Source organism: Paenibacillus sp. LS-5 (genome assembly GCF_056121505.1).
This window is the reverse complement of the sequence record NZ_JBWAVA010000018.1, coordinates 52,002-71,088: the sequence shown is the minus strand read 5'-3', so window position 1 is coordinate 71,088 and position 19,087 is coordinate 52,002. Positions and strand designations below refer to the sequence as shown.

15 protein-coding genes are annotated in these 19,087 nt (G+C 52.8%); 7 read left to right on the top strand and 8 right to left on the bottom strand.

Annotation, left to right across the window (positions count from 1 at the left end):
- The first annotated feature begins 93 nt into the window (after positions 1-93).
- The gene (locus AC0MA3_RS21920) at positions 94-1,413 is read left to right on the top strand and encodes a PDZ domain-containing protein (RefSeq protein ID WP_474657775.1); all 1,320 of its coding nucleotides are present in this window, start codon (positions 94-96) and stop codon (positions 1,411-1,413) included.
- Between the two features lie 113 nt (positions 1,414-1,526).
- On the opposite strand, the gene AC0MA3_RS21915 is transcribed toward AC0MA3_RS21920, so the two are convergent.
- Together AC0MA3_RS21915 and AC0MA3_RS21910 are read right to left on the bottom strand one after the other, a co-directional pair.
- Positions 1,527-2,183 (bottom strand): response regulator transcription factor, encoded by a 657-nt coding sequence (locus tag AC0MA3_RS21915; protein ID WP_474657774.1) that lies wholly within the window; start codon positions 2,181-2,183, stop codon positions 1,527-1,529.
- Positions 2,184-2,255: 72 nt separating this feature from the next.
- Entirely contained in the window at positions 2,256-3,416 is a 1,161-nt protein-coding gene (locus AC0MA3_RS21910; RefSeq protein ID WP_474657773.1) for a sensor histidine kinase, read from the bottom strand.
- 269 nt (positions 3,417-3,685) lie between these two features.
- Between AC0MA3_RS21910 and AC0MA3_RS21905 the strand changes: the two genes are divergently transcribed.
- The 5 genes from AC0MA3_RS21905 to AC0MA3_RS21885 all read left to right on the top strand — a co-directional run bounded on the left by AC0MA3_RS21905 (position 3,686) and on the right by AC0MA3_RS21885 (position 10,848).
- The gene (locus AC0MA3_RS21905) at positions 3,686-4,621 is read left to right on the top strand and encodes an ABC transporter ATP-binding protein (protein ID WP_474657772.1); all 936 of its coding nucleotides are present in this window, start codon (positions 3,686-3,688) and stop codon (positions 4,619-4,621) included.
- Between the two features lie 19 nt (positions 4,622-4,640).
- Positions 4,641-5,816: an ABC transporter permease gene (locus AC0MA3_RS21900; RefSeq protein ID WP_474657771.1), complete on the top strand. Its 1,176-nt coding sequence runs from the start codon at positions 4,641-4,643 to the stop codon at positions 5,814-5,816.
- Positions 5,809-6,969, top strand: a complete 1,161-nt coding sequence (locus AC0MA3_RS21895; RefSeq protein WP_474657770.1) for an ABC transporter permease — start codon at positions 5,809-5,811, stop codon at positions 6,967-6,969. Before AC0MA3_RS21900 ends, AC0MA3_RS21895 begins: the two co-directional genes overlap by 8 nt.
- A 318-nt stretch (positions 6,970-7,287) precedes the next feature.
- Positions 7,288-7,611: an L-rhamnose mutarotase gene (locus tag AC0MA3_RS21890; RefSeq protein WP_474657769.1), complete on the top strand. Its 324-nt coding sequence runs from the start codon at positions 7,288-7,290 to the stop codon at positions 7,609-7,611.
- Between the two features lie 234 nt (positions 7,612-7,845).
- Positions 7,846-10,848, top strand: a complete 3,003-nt coding sequence (locus tag AC0MA3_RS21885; RefSeq protein WP_474657768.1) for an efflux RND transporter permease subunit — start codon at positions 7,846-7,848, stop codon at positions 10,846-10,848.
- A 172-nt stretch (positions 10,849-11,020) separates the two neighbouring features.
- On the opposite strand, the gene AC0MA3_RS21880 is transcribed toward AC0MA3_RS21885, so the two are convergent.
- The 3 genes from AC0MA3_RS21880 to AC0MA3_RS21870 are packed head-to-tail and all read right to left on the bottom strand — an operon-like array spanning position 11,021 to position 13,678.
- The gene (locus AC0MA3_RS21880; protein WP_474657767.1) at positions 11,021-11,818 is read right to left on the bottom strand and encodes an ABC transporter permease; all 798 of its coding nucleotides are present in this window, start codon (positions 11,816-11,818) and stop codon (positions 11,021-11,023) included.
- 18 nt (positions 11,819-11,836) lie between these two features.
- Complete coding sequence (locus AC0MA3_RS21875) at positions 11,837-12,643, bottom strand: ABC transporter permease (protein WP_474657766.1); 807 nt, start codon at positions 12,641-12,643, stop codon at positions 11,837-11,839.
- A gap of 18 nt (positions 12,644-12,661) precedes the next feature.
- Positions 12,662-13,678: an ABC transporter ATP-binding protein gene (locus tag AC0MA3_RS21870; RefSeq protein WP_474657765.1), complete on the bottom strand. Its 1,017-nt coding sequence runs from the start codon at positions 13,676-13,678 to the stop codon at positions 12,662-12,664.
- A 433-nt stretch (positions 13,679-14,111) separates the two neighbouring features.
- Here AC0MA3_RS21870 and AC0MA3_RS21865 point away from each other — a divergent pair, with 433 nt between their 5' ends.
- Positions 14,112-14,915: a helix-turn-helix transcriptional regulator gene (locus tag AC0MA3_RS21865; protein WP_474657764.1), complete on the top strand. Its 804-nt coding sequence runs from the start codon at positions 14,112-14,114 to the stop codon at positions 14,913-14,915.
- A gap of 90 nt (positions 14,916-15,005) precedes the next feature.
- On the opposite strand, the gene gcvPB is transcribed toward AC0MA3_RS21865, so the two are convergent.
- From gcvPB to gcvT, 3 genes are read right to left on the bottom strand one after another with little or no spacing between them, the layout of a single operon-like run.
- Positions 15,006-16,466 (bottom strand): aminomethyl-transferring glycine dehydrogenase subunit GcvPB, encoded by a 1,461-nt coding sequence (gcvPB, locus tag AC0MA3_RS21860; protein WP_474657763.1) that lies wholly within the window; start codon positions 16,464-16,466, stop codon positions 15,006-15,008.
- A complete protein-coding gene (gcvPA, locus tag AC0MA3_RS21855; protein WP_474657762.1) occupies positions 16,463-17,815 on the bottom strand; it encodes an aminomethyl-transferring glycine dehydrogenase subunit GcvPA in 1,353 nt (450 codons plus the stop codon). The genes gcvPB and gcvPA overlap by 4 nt, the downstream gene beginning before the upstream one ends.
- Positions 17,812-18,936, bottom strand: coding sequence for a glycine cleavage system aminomethyltransferase GcvT (gene gcvT, locus AC0MA3_RS21850; RefSeq protein ID WP_474657761.1), 1,125 nt, complete (start codon positions 18,934-18,936; stop codon positions 17,812-17,814). Before gcvT ends, gcvPA begins: the two co-directional genes overlap by 4 nt.
- Between the last annotated feature and the right edge of the window lie 151 nt (positions 18,937-19,087).

Below are 19,087 nucleotides of genomic sequence, written 5' to 3'. Positions count from 1 at the left end.
ATTTCAGCCTTCTTTTTTTAAATGTTTTAGTATACTGTGTGCTATGAGCTGCAGATCATGACCACCCGGACGTAAAGGAGTGTGACGAACGGTTTGAATGAAATGCCGGAATTGCTTACAAGCTGGGGGACAGCAGTAATACATCTGCTGATTCAGCCCTATTACTATATTGCAATACTATTTATTGCTGTTTATTACCGCAGACAGATAGCGCTGGAGCGGAAGTTAATCCATGTGAAGCTGCACAGCTGGGGCCAGGAGACCTGGCGCACGGTTTGGAGTGGCCTGGTTATGGGGTTCGTCGTTTCTCTTGCAGCGGTGGCTCTGGGGATTTCGCTTACGGGTACAGCGGTGGCCTGCATTTGGGTCGTCAGTCTGGTGCTTATGCTCTTTCGTGTCAGATATTTGTGTTTTGCCTATTCCATAGGTGTGCTAGGAATCATTCAATTTGTCCTATCCTTCTTCCCTGGGATACTGCAGAGCGGATCTGCGGGTACCATTGCTAGTGTGCTGCGTGAGATGGATATACCCGCACTGCTGGTGCTGGCCGCACTGCTGCATCTTGCCGAAGCGCTGCTGGCGCGGTGGCAAGGCGCAAGGCTGGCTACGCCGCTCTTTCTCAAAGGCAAGCGCGGCAAGGTGGTTGGCGGCTACCAGCTGCAGGCTTTCTGGCCGCTGCCGCTATTCCTGCTAATGCCTTCTGGCGCAGGAATCGGGGATCTGCCCTGGCACCCGCTGCTGGGCGGCGGGCTGGGCCTGGTGTCCCTGCCGGTCATCATCGGCTTCAGCGAGATGACCCAGGGCATGCTGCCCGGGCGTAAGAGCGCCCGCACAGCAGGACGGCTGCTGCTGTACAGCATCGTCCTGCTGGCCCTAAGCGGGCTTGCCGCCTGGTGGAGCCCGCTGACCGTGCTCGCGGCGCTCGCAGCGGTACTGCTGCACGAAGCTCTGGGCGGGTACAGCGCTCTGGAGGAGCGCAGTCTAAGCCCTGTCTTCGTGCATCCGGCAGCCGGCCGCAAGGTGCTGGCCGTACTGCCGGACAGCCCCGCGCAGGAGCTGGGCATCCTGCCGGGCGAGATCCTGCTGAAGGTCAACGGGGTCCTGTTGACCGATGCCGCGCAGCTGCATGAGGCGCTGCGCATGAATCCCGCGTTCTGCAAGCTGGAGGTGCAGAACCGCGAAGGCGAGAGCAAATACCTCCAGCGCGCGATTTATGATGGCGACCATCATCAGCTCGGCATCATACTGGTGCCCGAGCCGGACGCTTCGGTCACCGCAGAGGCCAAGCCTTCCAGCATCTTCAGCATCCTTACGATGAAGACTGGGGGAGGCCGCCGGAGCCAGCCGCCTGCAAGGCTGGGACGTGCCAAGGGTGCTTCTGCGGAGCAGAAGCAGGAATCCGCCGGAGTGTAGCTCGTACAGTCTCAATATCCATCGAACCAAGCCAAAGGCCTGTGTCCCCTGATAAACAGGGAGCACAGGCCTTTTTTGATAGAAATGTATATGTCCCACACCATCAATCATTCTTAGCTTTCCCGCTGATTCTTCCAATAATAGATGGCGATTTGTGTCCGGTCGCGCAGTCCGAGCTTGCTTAGAATATCGGTGATGTAATTTTTGATCGTCCCCTCGCTTAAAAAAAGTTCCGCTGCGATCTCCTTGTTGGTATGACCTTCTGCGATTGAGGACACCACTGCCAGCTCGGCCTTGGTCAGTCCGTACGATTCCAGCGCCCGGGACGGGGCATCTTTCGGACGCGCAGCCGGCTGCAGAAAACCCGTCAGTTTGCGGGCAATGTCGGGATGAATGAGGAGATTGCCTTCGTGGACGGTTTTGATCCCCTGGATGATCCGGTCCGGCGGAATATTCTTCAGTAAATACCCGCTCGCTCCGTTTCGCAGCGCTTCGATGATGTATTCATCGTCGTCGAAGGTCGTTAGCATTAGCACGGAGGTACCGGGGTGGGATGCTTTGATTAACTTCGTCCCCTCGACACCATCGCAGCCCGGCATCCGGATATCCATCAGCACCACATCGGTGTGAGGCAGCTGCTCCAGTAAAGATAGAGCTTCATGGCCATTGCCGGCAGCACCAATTACCTCAATGTCCGGGTCGAGAGCAACGAGCACTTTGAGGCTTTCACGGATAAATGAATCGTCGTCTACTATGACTACTTTTATCATAAGAGATCTGTCTCCTTTAGGCTGAATGATCAATATAGCAAGAATTGTGGAAAGAAAAGTGTATGTAAGATATTATTCGGGCTGCCTGTGAATTGGAATCGTGGTGATCAGAGTAAACTCTGGTTCGAGCTGAAGTGTAAGCGTCCCGCGTACCAGGCGGGTCCGCTCGATCATTCCCTGCAGGCCCATCCCGCCCGTTCCGCCACCGCCTCTGAGTTTGGTTAGAGGGTTTTCTTGCGGGCGTTCTCCGTTGTTGCCCACTGCCATCACCACTTCGTGCCGGCTGAACGATATTCTAATCCATACTGCAGTGGCTCGACCATGGCGTAGAGCATTGGTAAGAGCCTCCTGGGCATTTTTGTAGAGTGTAACCTGAATACTGGGATATAGCGGATAGGGCATACCTTGTACCTGGTAGGAGGTTTCAATACCCGTATGACGGCCAAGCTCCTCCAGCAGCCGGTCCAGCGCGTAAGCCCCCTCCAGCTGGGAGCCATAATGAATCCGCCGGACAGCAGCACGCATATCGTCCATACTTGCCGATAGCTGGTCCCGGATCTGAATCATCATATCCATCCCCGTCTCTGTAGAATGCGGCAAGGTGTGGATGGCTGCCTCGGACATCATTTTGACCCGGATCAGACGGTGGCCGATGTCGTCGTGCAGCTGACGCGCGATCCGTACCCGTTCTTCCGCTTGTGCGGTCACTTCGATCTGGGCGTTGAACTGCAGCAGCCGGCTGCGGGCTTCTTCCAGCTGGAAATGCTGTTTGCGCAGCTCATCATAGAGGAATAAGGTCTCGTCGCGCCCCCTCCCGGATTTCAACAAGAGCCTGTTCAACATAGCGGTCAGCAGAAAGGTAAGGTTCGTGTAGGCCAACACCCGGGGATCGGAGCCGCTGAGAGCTATATTTAGGGCTGCCAGATGAAGAGCGAAGAAGACAAGTACTACTGGTCTACGCTCCAGCCGGGAGTAATAGAGTAGCGTTGAAATGGCCGGGAAAATCATCAGTCCTCCGTAATGCCGGCATAGCCAGGCTGTATAGAGCAGTTCAACACCCCCGCTTAATGTGCCAAGCAGACGCGGGAACCGTTTGCCCAGAGTCGCGATTAACAGGAGCAGCAGGAAATGAAAGGTGAACAGCTCATAGTCGGCATAATCATAGAGATATATAGCAAGCAGGGCAGGGATGATAATAAGCGCGTAGCGCAGGACATTCATTTCTTTGTTCAAAGGGAGGTCATCCTTTATGGGTTGGTCTATTTATTTTACCATAAGAATCCACTGGTTCAGGAGATGACTTAAGTCACCTCCAAAGAATGACCTTTCGTACCTTCGGCCGCATTCTTCTTGCGCTACAATGAATACATATAGAACGTGAACTTGAGAATGTTAGGCTCATCATTGCGGAAAGTCTTGTTATACATGGCGTTCCGCAATGATCGTTATCCATTCTCAAGTTCATCTTATATAGAAGCATTCAGGAAAAGGAGAGATGAACCATGGCCTTTGTGGTACTAAACGATGTGGTGAAACGGTATGATCAAAAATTAACGGTGGATTACGTGAACTTCAGCATACAGGAAGGTGAAATCTTCGGCCTCCTCGGACCGAACGGTGCAGGGAAAAGCACCACGATCAGCATGATCTGCGGTTTGCTGAAGGCAGATAGCGGCGATATCATGATTGACGGGTTGTCCGTGATGAACAGACCCCTGGAGGTCAAAAAGCGTATCGGACTCGTCCCCCAGGATCTCGCTTTATATGAAAATATGACAGCGGCGGAAAATGTGAGCTTTTTCGGCAAGCTCTACGGCCTTCGCGGCAAGCTGCTCAAGGAACGGGTGGAGGAGGCGCTGGCTTTTACCGGTCTTAGTGACAGGGCGAAGGATAAGCCGTCAACCTTCTCCGGCGGTATGAAGAGAAGGCTGAATATCGCTTGTGCGATTATGCACCGCCCGAAACTGATCATTATGGATGAGCCGACGGTAGGCATCGATCCCCAGTCGCGCAATCATATCCTCGAATCTGTCAAAGCGCTGAACAAGCTTGGCTCAACGGTTATCTATACGAGCCATTATATGGAGGAGGTAGCCGCCATTTGTGACCGGGTAGCGATTATGGATCAAGGCCACATCATTGCCTGTGGAACGGAGCGCGAGCTGCGGGAACGGGTAGCCCATGAAGAAAAAATTGTCGTGAAGGCCTCGCGGATCACTCCTGCCCTGATCCAGGAGCTTGGACAGCATCCGGGGATAAGCCGCGTTGAACACATCGAAGATACGGTAGAGTTGTATTTGCCTTCGTCGCAAAGTCATTTGCAGGATATTCTATTTATCTTTGCGAAGCATGAAGGGAATATAGCCTCCCTGAATATTGAAGAGCCGGATCTGGAGACCCTGTTTCTCAACCTGACCGGACGGACCCTGCGCGATTAGAGAAAGGAGGAAGGCTTACATGAACACATGGACCATTATGATCTATGAGCTGCGCAGACTATCCCGCTCCCGCTCAATGCTGTTGAATATGTTTTTGCTGCCCCTGGTGCTGATCTTTCTTCTGGGCGCTTCACTATCCGGGGTGGTTGGTGTCAAAGGCGCGGCTAATATAGAACCTGTGACTGTGGCGGTAGTTCATTCTTCAGGTGAAAAGGCAGGGTCATCAGCCATGATTGCCACCTTTTTGGAATCGCCTGAAGTTCAGAAGGTTATCATCCCGCAAGAAGCAGAGAGCCGTCAGGCGGCAGAGAGCGGACTGCGCACCGGGAAATACGGATATGCTGTAATCATTCCGGACGGCTTCGACAGTGAAGTACAGAGCGGCAAAAAGGCGCAGCTGGAATTCATTCTTGGCAAGAACCGTACAGACAATATGGTGGCGGGAACGGCTTTTGATAATTTCCTGAGCACGATGAATTATAAGCAGGCGGTGGTGGCGACACTGGGGCCTGAGGCGCTGACGGTGTCAGCTTCCTCGACGGGAGCGGGGAACCATGAAGCAGTCAAGCTGGGTGATCTGAATAATGGGGGCAGAACCTATACGGCTTCCCAATTCTATGCGGCATCCATGCTGATGATGTTTCTGCTCTACAGCGGAATCACCGTGACCAGTTCGCTGTTTAGTGAAAAGGATAACCATACGCTCTATCGCATCAACTCCATGCCGGTCAAAGGCTCACAGCTGTTTATCGGAAAAATTCTCGGAGTAGGCCTCGTATCCATTGTTCAATGCCTGGCGATTATCCTGCTCAGCCATTGGCTGTTCGGCGTGTACTGGGGCAATCGTCCGGGTCTGCTGATGTTGTTCTGTCTGCTGATGATTATCGCTTCAATGACGTTGTCCATTGTGGTCTGCATGTTCAGTAAAACCGCGGCAAGTGCGAGCAGTATCATTAGTGTCATCACAGTAAGTATGACTTTCCTGAGTGGGGGGATGGCCCCGCTACCCGATGCCTGGGTGAATACCATCGGTGCGGTTACGATTAATCATTGGGTGCTGCAGGCGGTAATCCGGATGATGCTGCATTCAGAGCTGTCACAGATTTTGCCGAATCTGCTTATTATCTCCGTGATCTGTCTCGTGATGTTCAGTGCAGCCATTCTCTCATACCGGAAGGTGGGTTACCATGAATAAAATAATGACAATCGCCTGGAACATGGTCAAACGGACCATCGGCTCCCGCAAGGGGTTCCTTATGTACATCCTGCTTCCGAGTATTGTGGTCGCTGCTATTATATCGGTTACCGGAGGCATGGAAGACAGTTCGGCTACGGTGTTGTATACCAATATGGATACAGGTGCAGCAGGGCAGCATCTGCTTGCCGAACTGGAGAAGACGGGGGATTACAAGCTTGTTCCGCGAAGTGATGAGGCGACCCTCAAAGAAGGCGTTATCGGGCAGGAGGGTGGTGTGGGATTATGGATTCCGGCAGAGTATACCGCACAGCTTGCACATGGGGAGCAGCCGCAGCTGAATATCTATGAGCTTCGGACGACAGAAACCTCCATCATGTTCAAAATGAAAGTGAATACTATCGCCAAGGAAATGCTGGAAACTGTACAGGCGGTACATGCGGTCAGCGGAGGAACGGGGGATGCTGAAGTCGGTTTTGGCACGATTCTGAAGCAGGCCGGGCAGCATAATGTGGGAAGTACGCGTACAGATTATGACCTGTATCCGCGGGAAACACTCGGAGTCATTACAGGTATGACGTTAATGTTCCTCATGGGCTTGGTGACAAGCACGGTATCCATGATTATGGATGACCGCAGGGGGCGGACGATGATGCGGATGTTCAGTGCTCCGGTCCGTTCTTATGAGATTGCACTGGGGAATTTCCTGGGCAGCTTTCTGGTGGGGGTCATCCAGATTGCGGTTGTGCTGGTCCTCGGTAAATGGGTGCTGCGCTATGACTATGAAGTACCGGCATATCTCTATTTCCTGGTGCTTGCCGCATTTATGCTTGTGTCCATGGGTATTGCCAGCACAGTAGCGGGACTGGTCCGCAATCCGCGTAACGCAGGCATGCTGAACGCGCTTATTCTTACACCGACCTGCATGCTGGGCGGCTGCTTCTGGCCCCTCTCGGTGATGCCGGATTATATGCAAAAAGCAGCTAATTTCATGCCGCAGAAATGGGCGATCCAGGCAGTGGATATCGCCGCAACCGGCGGCGGCTGGAGTGAGCTGTGGCTACCTTTTGCCATCCTGGGCCTTATGGCTGCGGTTCTGCTGGCGATTGGATCGGCCATACTCCGTCCGAGCGAGACGGGAATCAGTGCTTAAGCCTGCACTATAAGTTCAACGTTCATAGATCAGTCTGCTATATCCGGCCATTCACCGGAGAGCGGGCTGATCTTTTTGTCACTATATAAGATGAACTTGAGAATGGATAACGATCATTGCGGAACGCCATGAATAACAAGACTTTCCGCAATGATGAGCCTAACATTCTCAAGTTCACGTTCTATAGAAATGTATTGCATAAAACCATTGTAAGCGTTACCATATATTTGGTAGTGGCATCAGTATATTTTATTTAAATCAAGAGAAGCTTCCGGAGCAAGTCTTGTACGTTCACCAAATGTGTAGGAGGATGAGAACATGGGCAGTAACAAATTGGCCTGGACCTGGCGGGTGAAGGAGGAGAGCCTGGAGGAGTATGTGCAGATGCACCTGAACCCCTGGCCGGAAATCCTGGAGGAGCATTCCAAAGCCGGAATTACGAATTATTCGATTTTCCAGAATGGCAATCAGTTTTTCTATTGCTTTGAGTGCGATGATCCGGAAGCGGCTTTTGCCTACATAGCCCAGAGTGATGCCTGCAACAGATGGAACGCCATTACGTCGAAGATGGTCGAAGGCTCCTTTGATTTCAATGAGGAAACCCCGATGGTTCCGCTGCGTGAAGTCTTTTACATGGAATAAGGCTACTTTGTCTGTATATTAACAATAGGTTCTAAATAGGCTCTCCTTCTTAGGAAGGAGGGCTTTTTTGTCTGTCTCTGGGAGGGGAAGAACCCCGACTTAAGACCGAGGACGAAACCCATCGCCGGGAGGTTTTGGAGCCAGCCGCCAGGCTCTACAATGATTAAAGACAGCAATACATAAGAATCAGGCACACAGAAACATATCATACAGAAGTGGAAGGGGAAAAGAGAAATGACATGGTTAACAAAATGGTCGTTCGGCAATAAGGGGGCAGTGGGCCTTCTGGTTGTCATGGCACTGGTGGTGGGGATCCTTAGCTATACTTCGCTGCCTATGGAGTTTATGCCGGAGGCCGATAATCCTCAGGTTACAGTTACGGTGCTCGGCCCGGGTCAGGATGCGCATTCCATGGAGGCAAATGTGACGAAGCCGATTGAGGCGGCAACCTCAGTGGTGAAGGGCAAAACCGAGCAGATGTCTACTTCCGGTGATGGTTATGCGAAGGTGGATATTTATTTTGACGGCAAAACCAATATGAAGGATGCAGCCCAGGAGGTTGAAAAGGCTGTCGGTGCACTGCACTTCCCGGAAGGGGTCATGGACCCGTTCATTGTACAGCTGAACACCTCAATGATTCCGATCTCCGAGCTTACGATGTCCTTCGACGAAGGGATAACCAAGGACAATCTGAAGCTTGCGGAAGATAAGATCATCCCCGAGCTGCAAAAAATTGATGGGGTAGCGAATGTAGCTCTATACGGCAAAACGGCTCCGCAGGTTAATGTGAAGCTGGATCCGCAGGCAATGGCCGCAAAGGGCGTGGCTACAGCCCAGGTGCTGGGACTACTTCAGGGACGGAGCGTATCGGCTTCGATCGGAGAGCAGACCCTTGGCGGACAGACAGGCAACGTGAATGTGGTGTCTTCCATAGACAGTATCGATACACTGAAAAAGCTGCCCGTTGTGCCCGGTGTAACACTGCAGGATATAGCTGCGGTTCAAGCGGTGACTGACCAGGAAAGTGTCAGCCGCTCGAACGGGAAGGATGTATTGTTCGCCATCATTACCAAGGAAGCCAACGCTAATGCGGTCGATGTGGGTGATAAGGTGCGCGAGGTTGCGAAAGACCTGACCCAATCAAACAAAAATGCTGACGTTTCCGTTATTTTCAGCACCGCGGATATGGTTGTCACCTCCGTCAACAGCATGATGCGTGAAGTGCTGCTCGGTGCATTATTTGCGACGATTGTCATTCTGATCTTCCTGCGCAATGTGCGCGCTACCTTGATCACGGCGGTATCCATTCCGTTGTCGCTGGCGGTTACCTTATACTTGCTGGATGTTTCCGGCATTACTTTGAATATTGTGACACTGGGTGGTGTGGCTGTCGCAGTCGGGCGGCTGGTGGATGACAGTATTGTCGTTATTGAGAATATTCACCGCAGGATGCAGAAAGAGCCGTTCTCCATGGACATGATTATCAGCGCTACCCGCGAGGTCGCAAGGGCAATCACTACATCGACTATAGCTACAGTTGCCGTGTTCCTGCCTATGGGTCTGTTGAACGGAACCCTGCAAGCCTTCCTGCTTCCGTTTGCTCTAACGGTAACCTACTCCCTGCTTACTTCACTGGTTGTGGCGCTGACCGTAGTCCCTCTGTTAAGCTCTTGGCTGCTGCGCAGTTCTTCCTTGAAGGAGCATAAGCCGTCCAAAGGCTTCGGCCGTTTTCTGGAATGGAATTTGCGTCATAAGTGGATTACTCTGACACTCGGTCTGGTGCTGTTGGTGGGTTCTGTTGCTGCTTATGTTACCATGCCCAAGGGAGCGCTGGATGCATCCGATGCCAGCAATGTAACCATACAGTTAGTCTATCCGAATGACGTTCCAGTGAAGGAAGTGCTGGAGAAGGGCAAACAGCTGGAAGCTGAACTGATGAAGCAGCCGCAGGCAGAGACTGTGATCATGATGACCGGCAACAGCGCAGATTCGGCGCAATGGGGTGAAGTGACTTCACTGACCCAGGTCGATTACACCGTCATGATGAAGAAGGATGCTGATGCACAGGTGTTCCTGGACCATATCCGCGGCCTGCAGGATTCCTATGCGGGAGCAACCCTGACTGCAAATGAGTCCAGCATGATGGGCGGCGGCTCGACCAGTGAGTATGTGGATATCGTTGGGGAGGATCTGGAATCCATTAATTCCGTTGCGAAGTCTGTAGCTGCCAAAGTGAAAACAGTAGATGGTGTACAAAAGGTCACCAGCAACATGGAGGATACCAAGCCGGTGTTCGCGTTCAAGGTGAACCCGACTGCTGCAAATGCTCAGGAAATTTCCATGCAGCTGGCGGCGATGCTGAATCCGGTACCGATGGGGCAGATGGAACTGGATGGTTCTCCAGCCGGAGTGGTATTGGAGCCTGTACTGCAGCCGAAATCGCAGCAGGATCTGCAAGATATTACGATCATGACTGCCGGAGGGCCACAGCCGCTCTCGAAGTTAGCTACCCTTGAGGTCACCGATCAGCCAGCCATGCTCTACCATAAAGACGGCAAGCCTTATGTGCGCATTACAGCTGAGGTAGATCCGAAGAAAGTATCCACCATCGGAGCAGATATCAAAAAACAAACAGACAGTATTACACTCCCCGAAGGCGTAACGCTGTTCGCAGGCGGTGCTTCGGCGGATCAGGCTGGAGATTTCAATGACCTTGGCATGACAGCCCTGATCTCGATTGGTCTGGTGTATCTGATCATGGTATTGACATTCAAGACCCTGCGCGCACCACTGGCTATTATGTTCTCCCTGCCGCTTGCGGCCATCGGTGCAGTGATCGCGTTGATCATATCCGGTGTGACTCCTGACTTCACCGCCTTGTTCGGTGCTTTGATGCTGATAGGTATCGTCGTCACGAATGCGATTGTACTGATCGACCGGATTAAGCAGAATGAAGAGCATATGACTGTGCGCGATGCCATCATTGAAGCAGCCGGAACACGGATGCGTCCGATTCTAATGACAGCTATTGCAACGGTATGTGCCATGCTTCCACTGCTGTTCGGTCATACCGAGCAGGGCAGCATCGTCTCACAGAGTCTGGCTATCGTGGTGATCGGCGGCTTGATTGCGGCAACTCTGCTGACACTGGTGGTGGTACCGGCCATCTACGAGCTGCTGTACTTCCGCAAATCAGCCAAGGAACGGAAGAAGCAAAAGGCTGCTGCGGCAGCATAAGAAAGACTGGCAGGTTTAGCAAGTACGGTCTGACGAAAAAAGAAGTGATTAAAAAGAGCAGTGCGGAATTTCCGCACTGCTCTTTGGCATACTTTCGCAAGGGCGATTAGGGTTGAGGCGAGCAGAGAAGCAGGCGGGCAACCGGAGTTATGGCCCTTCGTTGAGGTCCCCCCTAGTTACCCGTGCTCTCATACTTCGAAAGACCGTACCGGAAGATGCCGTAAGCTGCTGCCGCACTGCCCGCTGCCACAACGGGAGCGAGCATCCACCATCCGGTCCACCCGCTTTTGCCGAAAATGTAAGTTGCCGGATAGAAGCTGATGAAGGCATACGGCAAAACGGTGGAAATAAACACCCGTACCGCCTGCGGAAACAGTGTGACCGGGTACTTTGCCAGATCGGCCAAATTGTGCACCATCAAGGGAAAGGCGTTCCCGGCATTGCGAATCCAGAAGGCCGCTGAATTTCCAGCCAGATTAATCGATATGCGGATAATAACCGCCGTAATGAGCAGTAGAATAACGATTACCACTTTGGCCAAGCTCCACTGGATATGGCTGTGAACCAGCGATTTCCAGATAATCACTCCGCCGATGAGCAGATTGCCCAGGCCGTTGATACCAATCCCTGTACAGAACACCTGAAGCACAACCGGAACCGGACGAAGAAGATAACGGTCCAGTTCGCCTTGATTGACCAATCTTCCCAGCCGCCAGGTTCCTTCAAAGAACAAAGAGCCGATGCCTTCCGTCAGGAAGATCATCGCATACATGAAGGTCACCTCCCAGAACTGCCAGCCGTTAATATCGGGAATCCGGTCATAGATCACCCAGAGGAACACAAACCCCAGCACCTGTGTCAGAGCGGCGGAACACATTAAGATGTAGAAGTCCTTATTGTATTCCAGGATCGCTTTTAGCTGCTGCATATAGAGCCTTTTATATAGATAGAACATCCGCGACAACGTCATTAACTTTCCTCCTCCCGCCTAACCTCCATGAATAGTCACCTGGCGGACCGCCCAGTTCCACATGAACTTCCCGGCGATCCAGAGCGCCGCTCCCCAGAAGCATTGAATGCCGATCAGCTTCAGACTCTCCAAAGTTCCGGCCTGCTCCAGAAAAATCATGGTTGGCGTGTGGATGATACTCTGAAACGGCAGCAGCAATGCTGTCCTTTCCAGCCAACCGGGGAAGAAGGCCAAAGGCACCAGAGCTCCGGACAGCAGATTGGTAAGGGCAATCCGGGTCCAGACAATACCCATGGAGCCGGTGGACCAGAAGCACAGCAGTGCTGCCAGATACACCACGCCGAATTTCACCGCAATGGCCCCCAGCAGACTGAGCGCGAACAGCACATAGACGAGCGCAGAATGGGGAAGGGCCAGACCGGAAATGAAGAAGGAGAAGATCACTAGGATAATCGTGCTTATGCCGCCTTCCAGCAGGCTGGTGCCCAGCGTTTCGGAGAAACGGGCCGTCTGAAAATCAATAGGCTTCAGCAAGTCTACGGCAACGCTGCCATCAAGGATTTTTCCGGAAATCGCGGTTTCGGAATACCAGGACAGCACAGAGTTGGCCAGGAAAGTGACTAGCAGATAGGTTTTCATCTGGTCCCACGTATATCCGCCCACGACCTCGCGGCCCCCATAAATACCTGACCACAAAAAATAAACCGCCAGCAGATTGATCGCATTGGACAAAAAAGTGACGACGTAGGAGAACCGGTAGGATAGAACATTTTGCAAGGAACGGTTGGCGATACTGCGGTATTTCTTGAGCTTGACTACTGGCATGGCTGCCGTCACACCTCCTCATTTCCCATCTTGATTAAGGTCCAGGTTCCCGTCGTACACCGCTTTTATCACCTGCTCAATATTGGCATCCTCCATGCGGAAGTCAATCACTTCGCCGTACTTCATCACCCGGCTGACCACGTCACTGGCTGTATATTCATTGCGGTCGAAGGAGACGGAGAATTCATGTTTATTTTGAAGGTCTAGCTTCATTCCGGGAGTATGAGACAGCAGCGTGTACAGCTCCGGCATCGGTGCGCCCACTTGGAAGAAGATCACCCGGTTTCTCGCAAAACGGGATTTAACCTCACTTAGACTCCCGTCATAGATAATAGAGCCGTGGTCGATGATAATCAGCCGCTTGCACAGATCCTCTATGTCGCCGAGGTCGTGGGTGGTGAGCATGACGGTGGTATGCTGCTCCTGGTTGATCTTTTTGATGAACTCGCGGATTTTTTGCTTCACGGAGACGTCCAGTCCAATTGTGGGTTCATCCAGATAAAGAATCGGCGGATTATGTAATAAGGCGGCGGCCAGGTCCGCACGCATGCGTTGACCCAGGGAGAGCTTGCGCGCGGACAGATGGATGAATTCATCCATGCCCAGCAGCTCCGTGAACTGATCCAGATTGGCCTTATAGACAGGCTCCGGGACCTGATAGATATCCTTCAGCAGCGAAAAAGATTCCACAATCGGAATATCCCACCACAGCTGCGTGCGTTGTCCGAACACGGCTCCGATCTGCGCGGCGTTCTCCATTCTTTTCTTATACGGATTGATACCGTTTACAGAAATGCTTCCTGCAGAGGGCATGAGGATGCCGGTCAGCATTTTGATCGTGGTGGATTTGCCTGCACCGTTCGGACCCACATAGGCTACAGTCTCACCGGCTTCAATGCTCAGGTCCAGCGGCTGCACCGCAATCATCTCGATATGCTTCGGGATGAAGAGGTGCTTGACGGCTCCCGCCAGGCCGGGCTCTTTCACCGCTTGCATGAACGATTTGGACAGCCCGCGGGCTTCAATAATACTCAAGAATAGACCCCCTTTACTCCTAATTTCCAAAGACGTATAAACAAATATAGCACCGGATTAATGTCGAAAACTATCGATTTAAGTCGGATACATAAATAAACATACAAGAATATGACGAATGATGAGAAAACAGCTATGCGCAGGCTGGATTACAACCTGGGTTATGCACAAGGAAGAAAGGGTATTTTTCAACGGTTTTTCGTAAGAATAGCCCCTGTAAATTGTCTCTTAATTACTCTATGATAGATTTACTGCTATATTAGTAGAACATGAGATATTACATTCCAGCTAAAAGAATTTCTTCCCCGAACCTCAGAGAGTTTATAGTATAGATAGGAAATATTGCCATAACAAATATAGATGTAATATTATTAGTGAATATATTCACAATTCTTCCGAATCCATTAACCATAACAACCAGGAGGTGTTTGTGTTGACTACCTTGAATTCCAGAATAAAAATGTGGTGTTCGCCGGATGATCTTCCAGCAGCTCAAGCTGCGTCTTTTCTCCCCGGTCATTCATCCAATACATATAGTGCGTTGCACCCGCCGGTGGTCTCTTGCGTGAAAGAGAACAAAGCGGTATACAGTGAAGCCATGGTATCTTCCATGCGGGCGGAGATGGTGGCGATCAGCCAGTTCATTCCCATTCCTTATGTCGTGTTTCTGGCAGATGAAGAGGGTTGGATTCTCGATCTGATCTGCTCCTCGCGGAGCCTTCAGGAGAACATGGACCATGCGGGGCTGGGTGCAGGCATTAATCTTTCCAAACGGTATTCGGGCCTGAATGCTGTCTCACTGGCTATGGAGATGAACCTTATTGGGGTAGTACGGGGAATGGAGCATACAGATGCTTCTTTTCAGAGCTGGAATTGTGTATGTGCGCCCTTAAGTCTGGACGGTGGTACCCTTGGCTATGTGGATATTTCTTTTGACTCCAAGCAGCCGATAGATTTTGCGATTCCGTTCGTGCAGCAATTGGCAGATAATGTGGCGTATAAACGGATGGTTAACAATGCTAGTTTGCAAAAGTTCCGACTCGACATGGTGCTTAGCAAGTATAAGCTGACGGCGAGAGAGAAGGAGGTAGCTGCACTGTGGCTAACGGACAAAAGTGCACTGCATATCTCGAGCGCGCTGGGGATCAGTGAGGGCTCTGTGCGGAATGTAGTGAAGAGTATTTATATCAAAATGAATGTAAATGACCGCTCCCACTTTGCCAAAAAACTTATCTGAACAGCAAAGCGGCTAACCCGCGAAGCCAGGAATGACTTCGGGATTAGCCGCTTTGCGTTATGGTAAACTGCAATTCATTAAGAAAAATGGTTACCCGCAAGAACAGTTCAGTACCGGCTTCCGCGCGGCTTGCGTCTCGTCCAGACGGCTGATCTCCGTAGTATGCGGAGCATTGATCACGATCTCCGGCGTTTCCTGGGCTTCCTTGACGATCTGGATCATTGTATCGATGAACCCGTCGAGCGTTTCCTTGCTCTCGGTTTCGGTGGGCTCGATCATCATGCATTCCTCTACCGTCAGCGGGAAGTATACGGTTGGCGGATGGTAGCCGAAGTCGAGCAGCCGCTTAGCTACATCCAGTGTGCGTACACCGTACTGCTTAAGATTTCTGCCGGACATGACGAATTCATGCTTGCAGATGCCTGGATAAGGGATTTCAAAATACGGTGCGAGCCGGTGCATCATATAGTTGGCGTTCAGCACAGCGTTCTCGGAGAGCTCGCGCAGGCCGTCCGGTCCGTAGGTACGGATATAGGCGTAGGCTCGGACCAGGATACCAAAGTTGCCATAAAAGGCTTTGACGCGTCCGATCGATTCCGGACCACCGTAGTTCAGCGAGTAGCTACTGTCTTGCGTTTGAACTACTGTCGGCTGTGGCAGGAACGGGATCAGCTTCGCTTTTACACCGACCGGTCCGGCTCCCGGACCGCCGCCGCCGTGCGGGGTGCTCATCGTTTTGTGCAAATTCAGGTGCACCACATCGAAGCCCATATCGCCGGGGCGGGTAATGCCCATAATCGCATTAGAGTTGGCTCCGTCGTAATAGAGCAGGCCGCCTGCTTCGTGTACGATCTGGGCGATTTCGACGATTTGCGTCTCGAACAATCCGAGCGTGCTCGGATTGGTAAGCATCAGAGCAGCGGTGTCGCTGCCGACAGCCGCTTTCAGGGCTTCCAGGTCAACCATCCCTTTGTCGTTGGAGGGGATGGTTACCGTTACCAGACCAGCCGCAGAGGCGCTGGCCGGATTGGTACCGTGCGAGGAATCGGGCACGATGACCTTGGAGCGGGTCTCGCCGCGGCTCTCATGGTAAGCGCGAATCATCATCAGGCCGGTCCATTCCCCGTGGGCACCGGCGGCTGGCTGCAGAGATACGGCATCCATGCCGGTCAGGGCAGCCAGATCCTTTTGCAGAGTATACATCAGTTCAAGTGCGCCTTGAATGCTCTCTTCCGGCTGGTAAGGGTGAATCTTGGCCAGGCCCGGGAAGCGGGCGACATCTTCATTAATCTTCGGGTTGTATTTCATTGTGCAGGAGCCGAGTGGATAGAAGCCGTTGTCTACACCGAAGTTGCGGCGGGACAGTGCGGTATAGTGGCGAATCACATCCACCTCTGATACTTCCGGCAAGACTACCGGCTCGCTTCTAAGGAGTCCGGCGGGAATCAGGGCATCGATGCTCTCTTCCTGCGGAACATCGCACACGGGCAGGGAATAAGCCGAGCGGCCGGGACGGCTAAGCTCGAAGATCAGACTTTGTTCCGGTTTCATATACAGCCCTCCAATGCGCTTGCGAATTGGTCAATTTCTGTTTTGCTTCTTTTCTCGGTGACGGCAACCAGCATATGACCGGCCAATTCAGGATAATCCCGGCCCAGATCATAACCTCCGAGATAGCCTTCCTTCAGCAGCTTGGAGTTAATCTCGCTGACGTTGCTTCCCTCAGGGAGCTTCAGGACAAATTCATTGAAGAAGGGTGCGCTGAATGCAGGAGCAGCACCAGTCCGTTCACCGAGCTTGCCGGCTGCGTAATGGCTCTTGCGGATGTTCAGTTCTCCAACCTCACGCATGCCCTCTTTGCCCATAACGGATAGGTAGACAGAGGCACATAACGCGAGCAGTGCCTGGTTGGAACAGATGTTGGATGTCGCTTTTTCGCGACGGATATGCTGCTCGCGGGCCTGCAGGGTCAGTACGAAACCGCGTTTGCCGTTACGGTCAACGGTCTGGCCGACAATCCGGCCCGGCATGCGGCGCATAAGAGGCTCGGCTACGGCGAAGAAGCCGCAGGTAGGTCCGCCAAGTGAAGCCGGAATGCCTAGCGGCTGGGCATCACCGACTACAATGTCGGCGCCAAGCTTACCTGGCGTTTCGAGAATACCGAGGGCCAGCGGATTGGCGCTGACGACGAGCAGGCCTTTCACTGCATGGATCAGCGGCTCAATGGCGCTGAGATCTTCAATGGCGCCGAAGAAGTTCGGCGACTGTACCAGTACGGCAGCCGTGTCGCCGTCAATCGCGGTAGCAAGCTTGGCCTGATCCGTTACTCCGTCCTTGTAGTCAATCTCTACAACATCCAGGCCCCATGCACCCGCAGAGGTACGCAGCACCTGGCGTGCCTCAGGGTGAACAGTGCGGGAGACAATCAACTTTTTGCGTTTTGTCGCACCGGCTGCAAGCACAGCAGCTTCCGAGAAGGCGGTCGCACCGTCGTACATGCTGGCATTTGCTACTTTCATGCCGGTCAGCTCACAGATATAGGACTGGAACTCGAAGATTGCCTGCAGCTCGCCTTGGCTGATCTCCGGCTGGTAAGGGGTGTAGGCGGTATAAAACTCCGAGCGGGAAATCACATGGTTAATAACAACGGGGATATGGTGGTCATACAGCCCTGCACCGAGGAAGCTGGCATGGGTGTCGAAGCTGGCATTGCGGTCGGACAGCTCTTTCATATGGCGGAGCAGCGCGTATTCATCAAGCGCTTCAGACATCGGCATCGTTCCCTGATAACGGACAGCTTGAGGGATGTCGGCGAACAGTTCCTCCACGGACTGAATCCCGACAGCCTCCATCATCTCCTTGCGGTCTTGCTCGGTCATCGGCAGATAACGGTGCTTCATTGCGGCTTCACTCCTTGGCTCTTTTTATAGAATGGCGCTTTGACCACGGCCGCCTTAAGCTGCTTGCCGCGAATCTCCACGTAAACCTCTGTTCCAATCTCTGTATAGGCAGCGTCCAGCAGGGCCAGACCCAAATTGCGTTTCAGCGTTGGGGACTGTGTGCCTGTAGTGACCTCCCCGATCTTCACACCCTCCGCATAGACCGGATAATGTGAGCGTGGAATGCCCCGGTCAATCATCTCTAGTCCCACGAGGCGGCGGGGTAGCCCGGCTTCCTTCTGCTTCACCAGTGCGTCCTTGCCGATGAAGCCGGCTTTATCCAGCTTCACGAAGAACTGTACGCCTGCTTCGAGCGGTGTAATGTCCGCCGACAGCTCTTGGCCGTACAGCGGCAGCTTGGCTTCGAACCGAAGCGTATCGCGTGCCCCGAGTCCGGCGGGAGTCAGACCGTGCGGTGCACCGGCCGCAAGCAAGCCGTTCCAGAGCGCAGCTGCTGTGTCCAGCGGGGCGTATAGTTCAAATCCGTCCTCCCCGGTATATCCGGTCCGTGAGAGCAGAACCTCTACGCCGCAGACCACAGCGCGCTCGATGAAATGGAAAGGCGCAAGCTCTGCAATGGGAGCAGAAGTTACTACGGCCAGAATCGTCTCCGCCAAGGGGCCCTGCAGTGCGAGGAGTAGCGTATCGTCAGATACGTTCTTCAGCGTTACACCGCTGAATTCATCGGTGAGATGCTCCTGCAGCCATTGGAAGTCTTTGTCGATATTGGAGGCATTGACGACCAGCATGTAATGTTCTTCGCCGAGGCGGTAGACCAGCAGATCATCAACCACACCGCCGCTTGGATAGAGCATCAGGGTGTACTGCGCGCCGCCATCCTGAAGACGGCTGACATCATTGGTGGTCATCTGCTGCAGAAAGGCTTCCGAGCCGCTGCCGCTGACCATGAATTCGCCCATGTGCGATACATCGAACAATCCGGCCTTCTGGCGGACCGCCTCATGCTCCTTCACGATTCCCGTGAACTGCACCGGCAGCTCCCAGCCGCCGAAATCAATACATCTGGACTCCGCATAAGCGGCGTAAAGGTCGTAAAAAGGTGTTCTCTTCAAAGCTTCCATCTGCTCACTCCCTTGTCTTTATTACATGCGAAAAAGGACAGGCAAAAGACGAATATGCACAATCCGCATATAAGTCTTCCGCTCTGTCCCTTGTACCTGAGAGTTACCCTGCTGTAAGCCGCGCAGGTTTCCCCGTTGGTGATCCGAATCC